The organism is Streptomyces canarius, assembly GCF_014650735.1.
In the GTDB taxonomy this organism is placed as follows: domain Bacteria; phylum Actinomycetota; class Actinomycetes; order Streptomycetales; family Streptomycetaceae; genus Streptomyces; species Streptomyces olivaceoviridis.
In genome coordinates, this window is sequence record NZ_BMVN01000015.1 from 62,164 (window position 1) to 80,713 (window position 18,550).

General features: G+C 72.0%; 15 protein-coding genes. 4 read left to right on the plus strand and 11 right to left on the minus strand.

Going from position 1 to position 18,550, the window contains the following annotated elements:
- Positions 1–44: 44 nt before the first annotated feature.
- The gene (locus IE294_RS21880; RefSeq protein WP_189888674.1) at positions 45–1,085 is read right to left on the minus strand and encodes an NAD(P)-dependent alcohol dehydrogenase; all 1,041 of its coding nucleotides are present in this window, start codon (positions 1,083–1,085) and stop codon (positions 45–47) included.
- Positions 1,086–1,256: 171 nt separating this feature from the next.
- Here IE294_RS21880 and IE294_RS21885 point away from each other — a divergent pair, with 171 nt between their 5' ends.
- Positions 1,257–2,165, plus strand: coding sequence for a helix-turn-helix domain-containing protein (locus tag IE294_RS21885; protein ID WP_189888676.1), 909 nt, complete (start codon positions 1,257–1,259; stop codon positions 2,163–2,165).
- Between the two features lie 69 nt (positions 2,166–2,234).
- Here the strand turns inward: IE294_RS21885 and IE294_RS21890 are convergent, their stop codons facing one another.
- The 5 genes from IE294_RS21890 to IE294_RS21910 form a co-directional block, all read right to left on the minus strand.
- On the minus strand, positions 2,235–5,480 hold the full coding sequence (locus tag IE294_RS21890; protein WP_229917281.1) for a S8 family peptidase: 3,246 nt from the start codon (positions 5,478–5,480) through the stop codon (positions 2,235–2,237).
- Between the two features lie 302 nt (positions 5,481–5,782).
- Positions 5,783–6,466 carry an ABC transporter ATP-binding protein gene (locus IE294_RS21895; protein WP_189888680.1) on the minus strand — a complete coding sequence of 228 codons (684 nt, stop codon included), beginning with the start codon at positions 6,464–6,466 and terminating at the stop codon, positions 5,783–5,785.
- 122 nt (positions 6,467–6,588) lie between these two features.
- Positions 6,589–8,040 carry an ABC transporter permease gene (locus tag IE294_RS21900; protein WP_189888682.1) on the minus strand — a complete coding sequence of 484 codons (1,452 nt, stop codon included), beginning with the start codon at positions 8,038–8,040 and terminating at the stop codon, positions 6,589–6,591.
- Positions 8,041–8,197: 157 nt separating this feature from the next.
- Entirely contained in the window at positions 8,198–9,442 is a 1,245-nt protein-coding gene (locus IE294_RS21905; protein ID WP_189888684.1) for a L,D-transpeptidase, read from the minus strand.
- Positions 9,443–9,682: 240 nt separating this feature from the next.
- Positions 9,683–10,027 carry a hypothetical protein gene (locus tag IE294_RS21910; protein WP_189817825.1) on the minus strand — a complete coding sequence of 115 codons (345 nt, stop codon included), beginning with the start codon at positions 10,025–10,027 and terminating at the stop codon, positions 9,683–9,685.
- 109 nt (positions 10,028–10,136) lie between these two features.
- On the opposite strand from IE294_RS21910, the gene IE294_RS21915 reads away from it, so the two are divergent.
- Both IE294_RS21915 and IE294_RS21920 read left to right on the plus strand, forming a co-directional pair.
- On the plus strand, positions 10,137–10,463 hold the full coding sequence (locus tag IE294_RS21915; protein ID WP_189888686.1) for an LAETG motif-containing sortase-dependent surface protein: 327 nt from the start codon (positions 10,137–10,139) through the stop codon (positions 10,461–10,463).
- A 42-nt stretch (positions 10,464–10,505) separates the two neighbouring features.
- Positions 10,506–11,303 (plus strand): hypothetical protein, encoded by a 798-nt coding sequence (locus IE294_RS21920; RefSeq protein ID WP_229917282.1) that lies wholly within the window; start codon positions 10,506–10,508, stop codon positions 11,301–11,303.
- A 53-nt stretch (positions 11,304–11,356) separates the two neighbouring features.
- On the opposite strand, the gene hutH is transcribed toward IE294_RS21920, so the two are convergent.
- From hutH to IE294_RS21935, 3 genes are all read right to left on the minus strand, one after another.
- Positions 11,357–12,895: a histidine ammonia-lyase gene (gene hutH, locus IE294_RS21925; RefSeq protein WP_189888877.1), complete on the minus strand. Its 1,539-nt coding sequence runs from the start codon at positions 12,893–12,895 to the stop codon at positions 11,357–11,359.
- 88 nt (positions 12,896–12,983) lie between these two features.
- Positions 12,984–14,126 carry a GGDEF domain-containing protein gene (locus IE294_RS21930; RefSeq protein ID WP_189888688.1) on the minus strand — a complete coding sequence of 381 codons (1,143 nt, stop codon included), beginning with the start codon at positions 14,124–14,126 and terminating at the stop codon, positions 12,984–12,986.
- Positions 14,127–14,756: 630 nt separating this feature from the next.
- Positions 14,757–15,551: an enoyl-CoA hydratase/isomerase family protein gene (locus tag IE294_RS21935; protein WP_189888690.1), complete on the minus strand. Its 795-nt coding sequence runs from the start codon at positions 15,549–15,551 to the stop codon at positions 14,757–14,759.
- Positions 15,552–15,703: 152 nt separating this feature from the next.
- Between IE294_RS21935 and IE294_RS21940 the strand changes: the two genes are divergently transcribed.
- The gene (locus IE294_RS21940) at positions 15,704–16,327 is read left to right on the plus strand and encodes a hypothetical protein (RefSeq protein ID WP_229917283.1); all 624 of its coding nucleotides are present in this window, start codon (positions 15,704–15,706) and stop codon (positions 16,325–16,327) included.
- 7 nt (positions 16,328–16,334) lie between these two features.
- Here the strand turns inward: IE294_RS21940 and IE294_RS21945 are convergent, their stop codons facing one another.
- Entirely contained in the window at positions 16,335–17,459 is a 1,125-nt protein-coding gene (locus IE294_RS21945; RefSeq protein WP_014674603.1) for an adenylate/guanylate cyclase domain-containing protein, read from the minus strand.
- A 213-nt stretch (positions 17,460–17,672) separates the two neighbouring features.
- A complete protein-coding gene (locus tag IE294_RS21950) occupies positions 17,673–18,533 on the minus strand; it encodes a biotin--[acetyl-CoA-carboxylase] ligase (RefSeq protein ID WP_189888692.1) in 861 nt (286 codons plus the stop codon).
- Positions 18,534–18,550: the final 17 nt, after the last annotated feature.

An 18,550-nucleotide genomic window follows, 5' to 3' on the forward strand; every position in this document is an offset into this window, starting at 1 on the left:
TGCCGTACTGCTCCGGCAGGACTACGGCCCGGCGGTACCGCGGGTCAGATCGTGGCCGTGTCGATCACGAAGCGGTAGCGGACGTCGCTCGCCAGCACCCGCTCGTACGCCTCGTTGACCTCGGCCGCGCCGATCAGCTCGATCTCGGCGCCGATGCCGTGCTCGGCGCAGAAGTCCAGCATCTCCTGGGTCTCGCGGACGCCGCCGATCATGGAGCCGGCGAGCGTCCTGCGACCGCCGATCACCGAGAACAGGTTGAGTGCGATGGGCTCCTCGGGCGCGCCCACGTTCACCAGGGCGCCGTCGACCTTGAGCAGCGACAGCAGCGCGCCGAAGTCCATCGGCGCGGACACGGTCGACACGATCAGGTCGAAGGTGCCGGCCAGCTCCTCGAAGGTCTTCGGGTCGCTGGTGGCGTAGTAGTGGTCGGCGCCCAGCTTCAGCCCGTCGTCCTTCTTGCGCAGGGACTGGGACAGTACCGTCACCTCGGCGCCCATGGCGTGCGCGATCTTGACGGCCATGTGGCCGAGACCGCCGAGGCCGACGATCGCGACCTTCTTGCCGGGGCCCGCGTTCCAGTGGCTCAGCGGGGAGTACGTGGTGATGCCCGCGCACAGCAGCGGCGCGGCGACGTCCAGGGACAGCCCGTCGGGGATGCGGATGACGTAGTTCTCGTCGACGACGATCTTCTCGGAGTAGCCGCCGTAGGTGGGTTCGCCGTCCTTGCCGACGGCGTTGTAGGTGCCGACCATGCCGTTGAGGCAGTACTGCTCGTCGCCTCGCAGGCAGTTCTCGCACTCGCGGCAGGAGTCGACCATGCAGCCGACCCCGACCCGGTCGCCGACCTGGAACCTGGTCACGCCGGGGCCGGCCTCGGCGACCACGCCCGCGATCTCGTGGCCGGGGACCATCGGGAAGATCGCCTCGCCCCAGCCCTCGCGGGCCTGGTGGATGTCGGAGTGGCAGATACCGGCGAACTTGATGTCGATCAGGACGTCGTACTCGCCGACCGCGCGTCGCTCGATGGTCGTCCGCTCCAGCGGAGCCTTCGCGGCGGGCGCGGCGTATGCGGCAACAGTGGTCATGCGGAGGATCTCCTAGCGGGGGGTTCCGCGCCCGGCTGCCTTTCCGCCGGGCACGGTCTCCAGGCTGCCGCGCGAGGCGCCGCCCACCCAGACCACGCCTTTGCGTACGACGGCGGTGCCTACCACTGGCGGGGTCAGGCTCCGGCGCCTACGACCAGGAATACTGGACGTATGGACAGCAGGGACGAGCAGCCGGACGCGAGCGTGGCCACCGGCCGGCCCCTGGACCGGCGGGCGGAGCTGAGCGAGTTCCTGCGCACCCGGCGGGCCCGGCTGAAGCCCGAGGACGTGGGACTGGCCGCATTCGGACGGCACCGCCGGGTGCCGGGGCTGCGCCGCGAGGAGCTGGCGCAGCTGGCCGGGGTGTCGGTGGCGTACTACACCCGCCTTGAGCAGGGCAACGGCCGGAACGTCTCGGCCGAGGTGCTGGGCTCGATCGCCCGGGCGCTGCGGCTGACGGACGCCGAGCACGCGCACCTGACCCACCTGGCCAAGCCGAAGGCGCACAAGAAGAAGCCGGCGGCACGGCAGCAGCAGGTGCGGGGGGCGCTGCGGCAGCTGCTGGACACCATGGAGGGCGTACCGGCGTACGTGGTGGGCCGGCGCTCGGAGATCCTCGCCTGGAACCGGATGGCGGCGGCCCTCTTCGGCGACTGGGGGGAGCTGCCGCCCGGCGAGCGGAACTGGGCGCGGCTGGTCTTCCTGCGCCCCGCCTACCGCGAGCTGTTCGTCGACTGGGAGCAGAAGGCGATCGACATCGTGTGCGCCCTGCGCATGGACGCGGGGTGCGATCCGGACGACGCCCGTCTGTCGGCCCTGGTGGGTGAGCTGTCCGTCAAGAGCGAGGAGTTCCGCCGGCTGTGGGCCACGCACGACGTCAAGGAGAAGAACCACGGCGTCAAGCACCTGCACCACCCGCTGGTGGGCGACCTGGCCCTGAACTTCGAGAGCTTCCGCCTGACGGACGGCTCGGAGCAGTCCCTGGTCACCTATCACGGCGACCCGGGCTCCCCCTCCGCGGACTCCCTCCGTCTCCTGGCGAGCTGGGGCGCCGACGCGACCCGCGCGGCAACGCGCTGAGGGGTGCACCGGAGGCTGTCCTCCGGTGCACCCCTCGTCAAGGAGCGTTACGGTCTACCGCGCTGCGGCCTACTTGCCGAAGTACGCGTTGTAGATCGTGATCGCCGACGTGTTGCCCTTCTTGTCGGTGATGTTGGCGCGGAACGAGATCGCCTTGTTCTTCGCCGGGTTCTTCACCGTGATCTTGCCGTTCTTGACGGTGACCTTCTTGAAGTTCTTGCCGTCGTAGGAGACGTAGACGGCGAGGGACTTCAGGTTGCCGCCGGCGGCGGAGCCCTCCACGGTGACCGGGAAGGTGACCGTCTTGCCGGCCGTGACACGGCTGTCCAGACCGGTCGTGGCGCCGAAGTGCAGGGCGGAGGCGGGGAGCTTGGCGAAGTCCGCCGGCTTCTTGGAGCGGAAGGTCCAGGCCGCGTCGACGCGCGTCGAGGCCTCCGACACCTTCGCGGACCGCTTGACCGAGGTGGTCAGCTTGTACGCCGCGTCACCGGACGGCACCTTGAAGGTGGCCTCGCCGAACAGCGGGTCGGTGTTCGAGCCGACCTTGGTGCCGTTGCGGTACAGCGTGGTGTTCACCGAGGTGAACAGCGAGGACCCGGCGTGCTTGGCGGAGTCGGCGAACAGCGGCAGCGCGCCGAAGATCTCGTTGCCGTCGCGGAACAGGCCGAAGTCCTTGCCGAGGTGCGGGCCGAAGACGGCGGTGTTGACCGTCTTGGTGTAGGTCTGGCCGCCCTTGAAGGTGAACTGGCCGAGCCCGTAGCCGGCCTCGGTGACCGGGAAGCCGTCCTGGTCGACCCCGCCGTCCTGCTCGAACTGGAGCTCCCACTTCACGCCGCCCGCGGCGGACAGGTGCAGGGTGCGGGTGCCGGGGAGCTTCTGCGGGATGCTGATGGAAGAGGCGCCGCTGCTGCCGGGCAGCCAGCCCACCGCGTCGATCGAGCCCTTCTTGCCGCTCGCCGCCGCGCCCAGCCGGGCCTTCACCGTGGCGAGTTCGCTCGCCTTGTAGTGCTTGGTGTAGCCGGTGGCGAGCTGCTTGACGGCACCGCCGGAGGTGACGTCGTACTCCTCGGTCGCGCCCTTGCTCCAGTGGCCGTCCCACTGCTGCCACAGCGTCCCGGTGGGAAGCTGCGGGCCCAGGTGGGCGGTGCGGAAGTTCTTGTACGAGTCGAGGAACCAGCCGTAGCCGTACTGGCCGTCGCCGATGGTGACGTCGTACTCCGGCGAGGCGAACTCGGACTTCGCGCCCGAGGCCGGGACGGTGATGTCCACCGGCTTGCCCTTGCGCGCGTCGATGGTGATCGTCTGCTTCTTGTCGACGGTCAGCTTCGGCTGCGCGATCCAGTCGATGCCCTTGGACGCGTCCTGGGGGTCGCCGTAGACGGAGGTGTTGAGGATGTACGTGCCCTTGGGCGCGCGCGCCTTCACCGTCCCGGACTTGTCGTACGGGTTCAGCGAGACGCCGTTGGCCAGGCCGGCCACGCCGTCGACGTCGGCTTCGTAGTACGGGGCGGGCTTGCCGTCACGGCCGATGAACTTCAGGGTGAGGTCGTACGACTCCACCTCGCGCTGCACCGCGGCGGCCGTGCGGACGGTCTGGCCGTCGCCCGTCGCCGTGACGTACGCCGAGTAGGCGCCGTCGACGGTGCCGCCGAGCTTGGTGTCGACGGTGAAGTCGGCCGAGGCCGTGCCGTGCGCCGGGACGGTCAGCGTCGTCGTGCCGAGCTTGAAGAAGCCGGACGGGGCCGCCGCGCCCTTGGGGTTGGTGGCGGTGCTGCTCAGGGTGAGCGTGACGTCCTTGTCGCCGAGGTTGCGGTACGTCAGCTTCTTGGTGACCGGCTTGTCGTCGGTGTGGGGCCACTGCTGCACGCCGAAGCTCACCGACACCGGGTCGGCGACGATCGACTGCTTGATGGCCTTGTCGACCTGGATGCGGCCCGAGCCCTGCTGGAACGGGGTGTACTTGCCGCCCTTGGTGGAGCCGGTCAGGGCGCCCTTCAGCTCGGCGTAGCCCCAGTCCGGGTGCTCCTGCTTCAGGATGGCGGCGGCGCCCGCGACGTGCGGGGTGGCCATCGAGGTGCCGGAGATGGTCAGGTAGCCCTCGGGCTTCTCCCCGACCTCCTGGTCGATGACGCTGCCCTTGGCCGCGGCGGCGGTGATGTCCACGCCCGGCGCGGTGACGTCCGGCTTGATGGCGCCGTCGCCGGCGCGCGGACCGGTGGAGGAGAAGTCGGCGAGCTGGTCCTTGTCGTCGACGGCGCCGACGGTGAGCGCGGCGTCCGCGCTGCCCGGCGAACCGATCGACTGGGGGCCCTCGTTGCCCGCGGCGATCGCGAAGAGGACGCCCTTCTCGGCGGACAGCTTGTTGACCTCGGCTTCGAGCGGGTCGACCTCGGGAGTGTCGTAGCCGCCGAGGCTGAGGTTGATGACGTCGGCGCCCTGGGAGGCCGCCCACTCCATGCCGGCGAGGATGCCGGAGTCGTCACCGAAGCCGTTGTCGTCCAGGACCTTGCCGTTGAGGAGCTTGGCGTCCGGGGCCACACCCTTGTACTTGCCGCCCGACTTGGCACCGGTGCCGGCCACGATGGAGGCGACGTGCGTGCCGTGCCCGAAGTGGTCGGTGGCGTCGGCGGCGGAGGTGAAGTTCTTGGACTCGATCACCTGGTCCTTGAGGTCCGGGTGGCTGGTGTCCACACCGGTGTCCAGGACGGCGACCTTCACACCCTTGCCGGTGTAGCCGGCGGCCCACGCGGTGGGGGCGCCGATCTGCGGCACGGACTTGTCGAGGGCGGCCTTGCGGACGCCGTCGAGCCAGACGTGCGCGATGCCGGAGGCCGTCCGGTCGCCGTTGGTGACGGCGTCCCACAGGCCGGCGGTGTCCTTGACCGGGGTCTGCACGGCGTCCGCGTTGAGCGCCTTCAGGCTGCGGCGCAGGGTGCCCGCGTCCCGGACGTCGGCCTTGGCGGCGGTCGCGGAGCCGCGGTAGCCGACGATGACCTTCAGGCCGTTCTTCTGGGCCTTGCGGGTGGTGGCCTTGTTCAGCTCGGTGATGTCGAACAGGCGCTGGTCCAGCGTGCCGGAGGCGACCAGGCGGGCCGCGTCGGCGGGGATGACCAGCGTGTGTCCGGAGGCCTTGCGGACCTGGAAGGGTATGTGCTCTCGTCCCTTGGCCCGTTCCAGGCCGACGACACGGCCCTTGGCGTCGAGGGCGACGCGGTCACCGGTGATCAGGGTGACGTGGTGCCTGACGGCGGCCTTCGAGGCGGCGGTGGCAGCCACCGAGGCGCGTCCGGGCTTCGCCGACGCGGGGCTGGTCATACCCGCTGCGAGGGCGACTGCTGCGGCCGTCGCCACGGTGGCCGCAGCCGCATTCTTCACTTGTTTGCGCAAGTTCTCCCCCTGGAGATGGAGTACCGGGCGAATTCCCCATTCACCCGGTCGGGGGTGGACTCGCACATGCGCACGCCAACCCCCCGGACCACGAAGTATGCCGGGGGGTGATCAGTGGGCTCAATAGATGAGAGGACGGTGAGAAAGCGCGCCAGGAAACTGTTACGCGGCGGCCGGGACACCGTTACACAACCGCGAAGTGCGCCGCGATCGGCCTGTGTTATGTGCCGTCAGGTGGCCGCGTTCTCCTTCACGGTGATCTTCCCCTTGCGCAGCGTGGCCAGGCGCGGAGCCTTCTTCGCCAGCGTGGAGTCGTGGGTGACCATGATGAAGGTCAACCCGTGCTCCTTCCACAGGCGTTCGAGTACGTCCATGATCTCGTCCCGCGTTCCCTCGTCCAGGTTGCCGGTCGGCTCGTCGGCCAGCAACACCTTGGGTTTCTTCACGAGGGCCCGGGCGATGGCGACGCGCTGCTGCTGCCCTCCGGACATCTCGCCGGGGAGATGTCCGAGGCGCTCGCCCAGGCCGACGGACCGAAGTGCCTCCGCGGCGAGTTCACGGCGTTCCTTCACCTTGATGCCGAGCGGGACGAGGGCGGTTTCCACGTTCTCCTGGGCGGTGAGGGTCGGGATGAGGTTGAAGGACTGGAAGACGAAGCCGATGCTCTCGCTGCGGACCCTGGTCAGCCGGGCCTCGCCCAGCCTGGCCAGGTCGGTGCCGTCCAGGACGACTTCGCCGGAGGTGGGGCGGTCGAGGCCGCCGAGCATCTGGAGGAGCGTGGACTTCCCGCCGCCGGTGGGGCCCTGGATGACGAGCCTGTCTCCGTCGGGGATGGTGAGGTCGATTCCGTCGAGGGCGTGGACGGTGTCCTTGCCCCGGGTGTAGCGCTTGGTGACGTTGTTCAGTTCGTACATGGGGGCTCCGGGATCTGTTGCGGGATGGGTGCGCGCTCGTTCCGGGCCGTCGGTCCGCGGGGGCTGGGCGCGCGGTTCCCCGCGCCCCTCGGCCGGACCGGCCGGCCCGCCGGGAAGCCGGCCTACTCCACCCGCCTGAGTGCGTCCGCCGGGCGCAGCCTGGACGCGCGCCAGCCGCCGAACGCGCCCGCGATCAGGCCGCCCGCCACCGCGAGGCCCACCGCCAGGACGATCGTCGTCACGCTCACCGGCGCCGTGAGGGCCACCTCCAGGGTCTTCGCCGTCCGCCGGCCGGGGCCGCCCGGGAAGCCGGCGCCGCCGCCACCGCCGAGGCCGCCACCCGTGCCGCCGCCCACCTGGGCCTGGAGGCCGGGGCCGATGGCGGTGACGACGTACGCGCCCGCCAGGCCGAGGGCGATGCCGAGGGCGCCGCCGACCAGGCCGTTGACCATGGCCTCGCCGACCACCTGCCGGGTCACCCGGCCCGAGCGCCAGCCCAGCGCCTTCAGCGTGCCGAACTCTCGGACGCGCCGGGAGACCGCCGAGGAGGTGAGCAGGCCGGCGACCAGGAACGCGGCCACCAGCACCGCGAGGGACAGCCACGTGCCGACGTCGGCGGCGAGGGAGGAGGCCGTGGACAGGGAGCCGGAGACGGTGTCCGCGAGGTCGGCGGAGGTGGTGACCGTCGTACCCGAGACGTTCTTCTGGATCGCCGACTTGACGTTGTCGATCTTCTTCGAGTCGGCCGCCTTGACGTAGATCGTGGTGACCTTGTCCTTGGCGTCGGCGAGGGTCTGGGCCTGCTTCAGCGGGATGTACAGGTCGGCGGCCGAGTCACCGCTGTCGGCGGTGGCGATCCCGATCACCGTGAACGTGACGCCCTTGATGGTGACGGTGGAACCGGCCTTGTACTTCTTCTCCTTGGCGTAGGCGGAGTCCGCCACGACGACCTTGGCGTCGGTCTCCGTCGCCTTGAACGTACGGCCGCTGGTGATCTTCGATGAGGTCAGCGGGCCGAGGCCGGGCTTGGTGACGTCGGTGCCGTACACGGAGTAGTTGTTGACGTCGAAGTCGGCGCCGCCGCCCTTCACCTCGCCCTGCGGCCGGCCGGTCCCGCCGCCCCGCTGGAAGCCGCCGCCGCTCTCGCTCTGCTGGAACTGACCCCGCGTGAACTGGCCGCTGACCTTGAGGACCTGGAGGCTCAGCCCGCCGACCGCGTCCGACACGCCGGACTGCGAGCCCACCTTGGCCACCGTGGAGGCCGACAGGGTCTGGAAGCCCTGCACCATGACGCGGTCGGTGCTCTGGGTGGAGTCGTCGCCGTTGTTCTGCGCGTCGAACCGGAAGCGGGGCCGCTGGGCGTCACCGGTGGACGCCGACGCCGCCTTGGTCACCGTCATGTCGGTCCCCAGCCCGTACAGCGACTGGAGCACCTTGTCCTGGGCCTTCCCCATGCCGGTGGACACGGAGTCGACCACGATGACCAGCGCGATGCCCAGCGCGAGGCCGGAGGCGACGACGAGGGCCGCCTTTCTGCGGCGGCGCAGTTCGCGCCTCAGGTAGGTGAAGAACATGGCCGCAAGCTAGGGACGGACCGTGATGGCACCATAAGGCCGACATAAGAGAAGCATGAGAAGGCTTCGGCCGGGCTCGGGACCGGCCGGGTGGGCGCCCGTGAAAAAAGCCGGTGCCGCCCCTGGGGGCGGCACCGGCACGGCGGGTGAGGGGGCGTCAGACGGCCGAGCCGGCCTTCCACTGCGCCCAGTCCATGTTCCAGCCGTTGAGGCCGTTGTCCGGCGAGACGGTCTTGTCGCCGGTGTTCTGGACGACCACGACGTCACCGATCAGCGTGTGGTTGTAGAACCAGGCCGCCGGCGTGCTGGGGTCGTTGGCACCCTTCTTGTCCTGGAGGCCGACGCAGCCGTGGCTGGTGTTCACGTTGCCGAACACCGAGGGGGCGCCCCAGTAGTTGCCGTGGATGAAGGTGCCGGAGTTGGTCAGGCGCATGGCGTGCGGCACGTCCTTGATGTCGTACTCGCCCTTGCCGTCGTCGTCGGTGAAGCCGACCGTCGCGCCGTTCATCCGGGTCTCCTTGAACTTCTCGGAGACCACCATCTGGCCCTCGTACGTCTTGTTCTCGGGCGAGCCGGCGGAGATGGGTATGGTCTTGACGACCTTGCCGTCCTGCGTGATCTTCATCTGCTTGGTCTGCGCGTCGACGTACGAGACCTGGTTGCGGCCGATGTGGAAGGTGACCGTCTTCTGCTGGACGCCGTAGACGCCGCTGGCGCCCTGGACGCCGTCGAGCGCGAGCTTCAGCGTGACGGTGGAGCCTTCCTTCCAGTACTCCTCCGGGCGGCAGTCCATGCGGTTGGCGTTGAACCAGTGGCAGGCGACCTCCTGGCCGCCGCTGGAGCTGACCGTGATGCCCTTCTGCACGGCCGCCTTGTTGGTGATCGCCTTGTCGAAGTTGATCGACACCGGCATGCCGACGCCGACCGTGGCGCCGTTGTCCGGGGTGAAGGTGCCGATGAAGCTGTTGGCCGGGGAGACCGTGGTGAAGGACGCGTTCTCGTGGGCTATGCGGCCATCGGAGTCCTTGGCCTCCGCGGCGAGCCTGTAGGTGGTGGAGCGCTCCAGCTGGACGCTGGGCTTCCAGCTCGTCTTGTCGGCGGACAGCCGGCCGTCGACGGTCTTGCCGTCCTGGCTGGTCATCGTGACGGTGGTGAGCGTGCCCTTGCGCACGGTGACGGTCGCGGAGTTGTTGATCGACGCGTTGTTGGAGCCGTCCTTGGGCGTGATCGTGATCTGCGCCTCCGACGACTTCTTGGCCGCCGCCTCGTCGACCTTGGCCTGCGAGGTGTCCTTGCCGCCGGAGGCGCCGGCGTCGCCGCCGGAACACGCCGTCAGCACCAGCACACCACCGAGCAGAGCGGACGCGGCCGTCAGGCCCCTGCGCCGCATACTGTCCGTCATCACAAACGTCTCCATCGTTGCCGAGTCGCGATAACCCAGAGAGTCCCCGCCAAGAACCGTCAACGCTACGGCCGGTCCGTCCCGTTCCCCAGCCCATGGGCCTGTGGGGCATCCCACGTCCGCGGAACGCGGTCGCGTCCGCGGCGGTGCCGGTGGTGCGGGAGTCGGTCCGTGCGTCCCCCGGGACGACGAAACCCCGGACGGCGGTTGCCGTCCGGGGTCCTGGGTGCCCCGTGACGCTCAGCCGATGCCGTCCTCTTCCTCGTCGTCCGCCCCATCATCCTCGTCCAGGTCCCAGTCCGGCGAATCGGGGTCGTAGTCGACCCGTTCGCTGGACCAGGACGCCTGCTGGAGTTCCACTCCGGGCACCTCGCTGACCAGGTCGAACGGGTCCACGAGATACGCGAGGGCCTCCGCGGTGTCTTCCGTCACAGCGGCCTCGGCCTGGGCCCGCTCCCCCTCCGGGAGCTCCGGATCCCCGGCGATCCGGCGCAGCGCGGCCTTGGCCACCTCGTCGTCGTCCTGTACTTCCAGCACCAGCTCCACGCGAAGCCGCACAAAACGTGATGTCTCTTCTGTGCTCATGGCGGGAGCGTACGGCCGAAACCTCCCGTGACTTTCCCGTGACCCGCGCCTTTCACTAACATCGCCCCACACGGCCAATTCGCCAGCGTCACAAGGGGATCGATATTCCGTGTCATCCGCTCGCCGTCCGCTGCTGACCGCCACCGCCGCGGGCACCCTGCTGTGCGCCCTGTGGTTCGTCCCGTCCGCGAACGCCTCGCAGGACGCCCCGGCGCGACAGACGGCGCGGACGTCCGCGCCGTCGCAGGTCACACAGGCCAGAGCCGTGACGGTGGCGACCGCCGAGGGCGCGGACCGGGCGGCGGCGGAGGAGACCGAGCTGGCCGACACGGGAAGCTTCGACACCACGCCGTACGTCGTCGGCGGCAGCCTCTTCCTCGCCGTGGGTGCCGGATTCGTCGTGTATGCGGTGCGCCGGGAGCGCCTGGGGTTTTAATCGTCCTTGACGAAACTTTGACAGCCCGCACATAGTTCGCTCATGAAGAGATCATCGGGCGTGCGGCTGTGCGCCACCGCGGCTGTGAGCGCGCTGTCGCTCGCCCTCCTCACGGGCTGTGGCGACGGGGGGTCGAAGGACTCCGGGGACGCCAAGGGCCCGGACGCGGCGAAGCCGGCCGCCAAGGCGCTGAGCGCCGCCGAGCTGAAGAAGCTGATCATCGCCAAGGGCGAGGTGCCCGGGTACGAGGTGGGCCCCGTCGAGGGCGGCATCCCCGACCGCGGCAAGGTCACGTCCGACGACGCCAAGTGCCGGCCGGTGCTCCAGGCGTTCACCGGCATCGCGCCCGGTGAGCCGGCGGCGGACACCAGCCGCATGGCCACGGAGGACAAGAAGAAGGACCCCACGGACGACGCCACGTCCCTGGACGACCTGGCCGACGGCAAGTTCGAGGACGCGATCAACAAGTCCATGGACCTGGACGTCACCGTGGTCACCCTGGCCTCGTACGACGGCGACGGCGCCGAGCAGGCCCTGAAGTCGGTCTCCGACGGGGTCAAGGCCTGCGCGGGCGGCTTCTCCGGCGAACAGGACGGCGAGAAGGGCAAGTTCACCAAGGTCGCCGAGGAGAAGTCCTCGGGCACGGGTGACGCGTCGGTGGCCTTCACCGCGACCAACGACGCGGGCAAGGACGGCGCCCTGCCGCTGCACGCCGAGGTCGTGCGGCACGGGAACACCCTCGCCACGTACACCACGATCAACATCGGGGCGATGATGAGCAAGAAGGCCTACACGGTCTCCGCTCCGGTGGTGAAGGCGCAGGCCGCCAAGCTGAAGTGACGTTTCTTCCGTAGCGTTCGGGGGCCCCGGCAGCTGCCGGGGCCCCCGCGCGTTCACCGGAGCGGGCCGGTGACCTTCTCCACGGCCGTCACGAGATCGCCGGCGCGCACGAACGCGTCGGCGGCGGCCAGGTCGGGCGCCAGGAACCGGTCCGGACCGGGGCCCTGCACCCCCGCGCCCCGGACGGCCTCGATGACCGCCCGGGAGGCGGGCGCCGGGGTGAGGCCCTCGCGCAGCTCGATGGCGCGGGTGGCCGCGTACAGCTCGATGGCGATGACCCGGGTGAGGTTGTCCACGGCGGTGCGCAGCTTGCGCGCGGCCGACCAGCCCATGGAGACGTGGTCCTCCTGCATGGCGGAGGACGGGATCGAGTCCGCGGAGGCCGGTACGGCGAGCCGCTTGAGCTCGCTGACCAGCGCGGCCTGCGTGTACTGGGCGATCATCAGACCGGAGTCCACGCCGGCGTCGTCGGCGAGGAACGGCGGCAGGCCGTGGCTGCGGTTCTTGTCCAGAAGCCGGTCGGTGCGGCGCTCGGCGATGGAGCCGAGGTCGGCGGCGGCGATGGCCAGGAAGTCCAGGACGTAGGCGACCGGAGCGCCGTGGAAGTTGCCGTTGGACTCCACGCGGCCGTCGGGCAGCACGACCGGGTTGTCCACGGCGGAGGCCAGCTCGCGCTCGGCGACCAGGCGGGCGTGCGCGAGGGTGTCGCGGCCGGCGCCGGCGACCTGCGGGGCGCAGCGCACCGAGTAGGCGTCCTGGACGCGGGGCGCGTCGTCCTGGTGGTGCCCGGTGAGCTGGGAGCCCTTGAGCACGGCGAGCATGTTGGCGGCGCTGGCGCCCTGCCCGGGGTGCGGGCGGATGGCGTGCAGCTCGGGCGCCAGCACCTTGTCGGTGCCGAGCAGCGCCTCCAGGGTGAGGGCGGCGGTGACGTCGGCGGACTTGTAGAGGGTGTCGAGGTCGGCGAGGGCCATGACCAGCATGCCGAGCATGCCGTCGGTGCCGTTGAGGAGGGCGAGGCCCTCCTTCTCGCGCAGCTCGACCGGGGCGATCCCGTGCTCGGCGAGCAGCTCGCCGGCGGGCCGGACGGTGCCGTCGGGGCCCTCCGCCTCCCCCTCTCCCATGAGGGTGAGGGCGCAGTGGGACAGCGGGGCCAGGTCGCCGGAACAGCCGAGGGAGCCGTACTCGTGCACGACCGGGGTGATCCCGGCGTTCAGCACGTCGGCCATGGTCTGCGCGACCTCGGGCCGCACACCGGTGTGCCCGGAGCAGACGGTCTTCAGCCGCAGGAACATCAGGGCCCGTACGACCTCGCGCTCCACCCGGGGCCCCATGCCGGCGGCGTGCGAGCGGACGATGTTGCGCTGTAGCTGGGCGCGCAGTTCCTGGCTGATGTGCCGGGTCGCCAGGGCGCCGAAGCCGGTGGAGACGCCGTAGACCGGGTCGGGCTTGGCCGCGAGGGCGTCCACGATCTCCCGGGCCGCCGCCAGGGCCGCCACCGCCTCCGCCGACAGCTCGATGCGGGCACCGCCGCGCGCCACGGCGAGAACGTCGGACGCGGTCACCCCGGACGTCCCCACCACCACAGTGTGCATATCCATATTCAGGAGCGTACGCATTGAATGCCGCGGTGTCACTAGTGGGGACCGGGAGCACCCCTTACCGCGCGGTGTGGGCTTCGCCTCACGGCCGGCGTCCGCGGAACCGGCGCCTCTCGGCCCGCGAGGGCGGTGGCGCGTCGGCCAGCCGCACGACCGGATCGTCCGGCCCCTCCCGGCCGGCCACCACCGGCCGGTCCAGGCGCAGCGCCTTCGCCCGGTACTGGGCGGCGTCCGCGAGCCGGAACAGCCGGCGGGCGTCCCGCACCTCCCCGATCGCGTCCTCGGTCGAGGCGACCCCGCAGGCGACGCCCTCCCCCTGCTCCAGCTCACCGGCCCGCCGGCACAGTTCGTCGGCCGCCTTCACCACGTCGTCGGCGGGCGGCCCGACCGCGAGCAGACAGAACTCGTCCCCGCCGAGCCGTGCGGCCAGCGCGCCCGGCACCATCGCGCCGCACAGCGACAGCACCGAGCCGAAGCGTTCGAGCAGGCGGTCGCCGACGGCGTGCCCGAGGGTGTCGTTGACCCGCTTGAGCCCGTTGAGGTCGCAGACGACCAGGCTGACGACCACGCCCTCCGCCCGGTGCCGCTCCACGGCCTCCTCCAGGCGTACGTCCACGGCACGGCGGTTGGCCAGGCCGGTGAGGGCGTCGGTGTACGCGAGCCGGCGGGCCTCCTCCAGCCGCTCGGTCTGCGCGATGCCCGCGGCGACGACGGCGGCGAGGACGGTCGCGAAGTCGGCGTCGGCCCGTGCGAAGAGGGGCTCGCCGACCGCCCGCGCCACATACACCTCGCCCCACGCCCGGCCGTGCAGGACGACGGGCGCGACCACGCAGCAGCCGCGACCGCGGCGGCGCAGGGCGGCGACGCGCTGGTGGAAGTAGCCGGGGGTGCCCTTCGCCGTGCCCTCGGCCGTCTCCACCCAGGCGTTGGGACCGCCGCCGCCGGCCCACCGCTCGTGCAGGAACTCGGTGATCTCCGGGAACTGGTGCACCGGGTAGGTCTCGGCCTCCGGGAACTCCTCTTCGTCCGGGGCGCGGTCGCCCACGTTCACGAGGACCCGGAGCCGGCCGAGTTCGCGTTCCCACACCGACAGCGCGGCGAAGCTGCCGTCCAGCGCGTGACAGGCGCCGAGGGCGGCGGCCTGCCAGCACTCCCGCGGGGTGTGCGCCGCCGCCATGCCCTGCGCCAGCGCCACGACTGCGGTCAGCCGCTTGTCCTCACCCATTACTCCAGGTTAGGGAGGAATGGGCAGTTTGGGGGTGTGGGTGCGGCGATCAGGTGGCGAGCCGTTGCGCTCCGCGGGGTGCGGGTGGGGGGCTCGCGGCGTGCGGCCGGGGGCTCGTGGTCCCGGGGTCCCGGGGTCCCGGGCCGTTGCCAAGTGCGAGTTCGTCGCGGCTTGCGGCGTGCGGCTACCGGCTGGGCCCCGAGCCGGTGCCGACTGCGAGTGCGTCGGGACTTGCGGCGTGCGGGTAGCGGCTCGGGCCCCCGGACCATTGCCGGGTACGGGTGCCTCGTGCCTGGCGGCGTGCGGATAGCAGCTCGGGCCCCCGGACCATTGCCGAATACCGGTGCGCTGTGGCTGGCGGCCGTGCGGATAGCAGCTCGGGGCCCCCGGACCATTGCCGAATACCGGTGCACTGTGGCTGGTCGCGCAGCCCCCCGCGCCCGTTCGGGGCGCCGGCCGCCGGCGGGGCGTGCGGGTAGCGGCTCGGGCCCCCGGACCATTGCCGAATACCGGTGCGCTGTGGCTGGTCGCGCAGTTCCCCGCGCCCCTTCGGGGCGCCGGCCGCCGCGGCCTGCGGGCGGTCGCTCCACCCTCGGCGCCTCGGACCGCCCGGCCACAGCGCGGGGTGCCTCACTCCCCCGGCCACTCCGGCTTGCGCTTCTCGTTGAATGCCGCCACGCCCTCCGCCCGGTCGCCCGAGAAGGCCACCGAGCGCCAGGCCGCGTCCTCCACCTCCAGCCCGGCCCGCAGGTCCAGCCCGTGCCCCAGGCGCAGCGCCCGCTTCGCCGCCCGCAGCCCCACCGGCGAGTTCCCGGCGATCCGCTCGGCCAGCGCCAGTGCCTCCTCGCGGTCCCGGCCGGGCTCCACCAGCCGGTCCACCAGCCCCAGCTCGGCCGCCTCCGCCGCCTCCACGCGCCGCGCCGAGAAGATCAGCTCCGCCGCGCGGGCCGCGCCGACCCTTCGGGGCAGCAGCTGGGTGCCGCCACCGCCCGGGATCACGCCCACGGACACCTCCGGCAGCCCCACCACGGCCGTACGGTCCGCCACGATCAGGTCGCAGGACAGCGCCAGCTCGAACCCGCCGCCCAGCGCGAAGCCGTGCACCGCCGCGATCGTCGGCATCGGCAGCTCCAGCACCCCGGTGTACGCCCCGCGCGCCACCGGCCGCTGCCGTACCAGGTCGGCGTCCGTGAAGGAGTTCCGCTCCTTCAGGTCCGCCCCCACGCAGAACGCCCGTTCGTGCGACGAGGTCAGGACGACCACCCGGGCGTCCCGGTCGGCGGAGAGCGCGGCGCACGCGCCCGCGAGGGAGCGGGCCATCTCCGTGGAGACCGCGTTCATCGCCTTGGGCCGGTCCAGCACCAGCTCCGCGACGTGCCCGTGCCGCCGCACCAGCACGAACTCCCCGAACCGCTCCTCACCCATGACACCCTCCGGTTAACGCGGGTTAACTGCCGTCGGCCCGATCATCGCAGCCGGGCCCCCTCCCGTGAAGTCCAGGGGGCTACACCCGTTCGAGTGACATCCCGGCCTTCTCCCCGCACACCGCCCACACGAGCGCATAGCGTGCGGGACCCATGACACCGATACCTGCACACTCCGGCGCGGAGCGGGAACGCGCGCCGGAGCGTACGCCGGGAGTACGGCGCGGCCGGCATCGCAAGCCCCGGCCGCGCAAGGTGCTGCTCGCGGCCGGCGGCCTCGCCCTGGCCGCGGGCGTGCTCAGCCTGGTCCGGGCCGCCCCGGACGCGGGAGTCGGCGTGCCGGGCACGGCGGAGGCCGAGCCCCGGTCCGGCGCGGGCGGCGGGTCCGCGGACCGCTCCGCCGACGCCGCGGCCACCATCGCCGCCGCCCCGACCGCACTGCCGTCGGCGACCTCCGCCATGGGCGGCAGGAGCCTCGCGCCGACGCCCACCGGCTCCCCGGTCCGTACGGCACCGGGCACGGCCACGACACCGCCCGGCGACACCGCCGTACCGACCGCCCGGCCGAGCCGGACCCCGGGCCCGCCGAGCGGCACGCCCCGGCCGCCCGCGCCGACGGCGTCCGCCCCGCGCCCGGCCCCGGCGACCTCCACACCGACCCCGGCTCCGCCCCCGAGCCACGGCCCGGCGGAGCCCGAGCCCCGTCCGGGCGGGGTGTGCGTGCCGGTGATCGGACTGTGCGTGGACATACTCGGCGACCGGGGCGGCAGGCCGTAGCCGCCGGCTACGGCTGGCCGTCGCGGCGGGTGAGCAGCCACGGCTCGACCACGCCGAGGCCGCGCACCGGGCGCTGCCACATCGGCTGGAGCGCGAAGCGGTACACCGGTGGGTCCTCGCCCTCCTTCTCGGCCGCCGCCGCGGCCTCCGCCGCCTCCGCCTCCGAGGCGGGCGCCTCGCCGCTGCGGATCAGCTCCTCGGCGAACGCGCTGTCCACGAGGACGGCGTCGCGCGGGGCTATCGAGGTCAGCCGGGAGGCCAGGTTCACCGTCGTACCGAACACATCGCCCATGCGGGTGGTCACCGTGCCGAACGCCATGCCGACCCGCAGTTCGGGCATCGTCTCGTCGTTCGCCAGCGTCTCCACCAGCCGCAGCGCGATGTCCGCGGCCACACCGGCGTCGTCCGCCGCGTACAGCACCTCGTCCCCGAGGGTCTTGATGAGCCGGCCGCCGCGCGCCGCCACCAGGTCGGCCGCGGTCGTCTCGAACGCCTCGACCAGCTCGCCCAGCTCCTCCTCCTCCATGCGGCGGGTGAGCCGGGTGAAGCCGACGAGGTCGGCGAAGCCGACGGCGAGCCGCCGGTCGACCATCTCCTCGTCGTCGGCGGTCTGCACGACCCGGCCGGCCGACGCGGCGAGCTGGCGCCGCCAGACGTAGACGAGGAACTCCTCCAGCTCGGGCAGGAGCAGCTCGACGATCGGGTACGTCACCTCGGTGCGGGTCATCCCCGGTTCCGGGGGCTCGGTCAGGCCCTCCAGGAAGGAGTCGATCTGCCATTCCGCCAACCGGGCGGTGGTCTGCCCGGTGGACCGGGCCACCTGCACCGCCATGGCCTCGCTCAGCAGTCCCGCCTCCACCAGACCGGCGAGGCGGCGCAGGGCCAGGACGTCGGCCTCGGTGAGGGCCTTGGCCTGGCCGATGTCCGCGAAGCCCATCGCCCGCCAGAACCGGGACGCCAGCTCCATGGAGACGCCGGCGCTGCGCGCGGCCTGGAACGGGGTGTAGCGGCGCTCGGCGCCCAGGATGAGCTGTTCGAGACGCAGGGCCAGCGGGTCATCGCCGGTCTCGGGGGCGTGGGGGTCCACCCGGCCGTCCCCGCCAGCGCCGGAGCCCGTGTCGTCGACGGTCACGCCTGCTGCCCTTCCGATCTGCCGCGGTCAGGTATCGACCGGCCTCAACTCTACGGCAGGTGTGCGCCAGCTCACTCCGTCGGGTTGGGCCGACGGCCTGCGTTCCCGGCACCGGTCAAGCGAACCGGCGTGGTCCGGCCGTACGGGGTCGCCATGCCCGGCCGCGGGTCCATCGTGGCTGGTCGCGCGGTTCCCCGCACCCCTTCGGGCGCTCTACGCCGGCCGCAGGTGGACGATGTCCCCCGCCCCCACCGGCTCCTGCACCCCGTTCTCCGTGGCGATGATCAGCCGCCCGTCGCCGTCCAGCGCCACGGCCTCCCCCACCACCGAGCGGTCGCCCGGCAGTTCCGCCCGCACCACCCGCCCGAGGGTCGCGCAGCCCGCGGTGTACGTCTCCTGGAGCCGGCTCGCCGAGGGATCGCCCCCCGCGGCCCGCCAGCGCCCGTACCAGCCCTCCAGCGACCGCAGCACCGCCCGCAGCAGCGGATCCCGGTCCGTGCCCAGCGCCCCGGCCAGGGCCAGGGAGCCGGCCTGCGGCACCGGCAGTTCGTCCGCCCTGAGCGTGACGTTGATGCCGACGCCGATGACGACGCCGTCGTCGCCGGCCCGCTCGGCCAGGATGCCTCCGGCCTTGCGCTCCTCCCCGCCCACGGTCACCAGCAGGTCGTTCGGCCACTTGAGGGCCGTGTCGACGCCCGCCGCCCGGGACAGCCCGGTCGCCACCGCCACGCCCGTCAGCAGCGGCAGCCACCCCCAGCGGGCCACCGGCACCTCGGTGGGCTTGAGCAGGACGGAGAAGAACAGGCCGGAGCGCGGCGGAGCCGTCCAGCGGCGGTCCAGCCGGCCCCGGCCCGCCGTCTGCTCCTCCGCCACCAGGACCGCGCCCTCGTCGGCGTTCCCGGCGGCGGCCAGGTCGGCCAGGTCGGAGTTGGTGGAACCGGTCCGCTGCACCACCTCGATGTCGCAGTACAGGCCGTCCTCCCTGACCAGCCCGCGGCGCAGGGCGGCGCCGTTCAGGGGCGGACGGTCCAGGTCGGACCAGCGGCTGTCGTCTGATGGATTGTGCGGCGTCATGCAAGCCACCCTAGGTG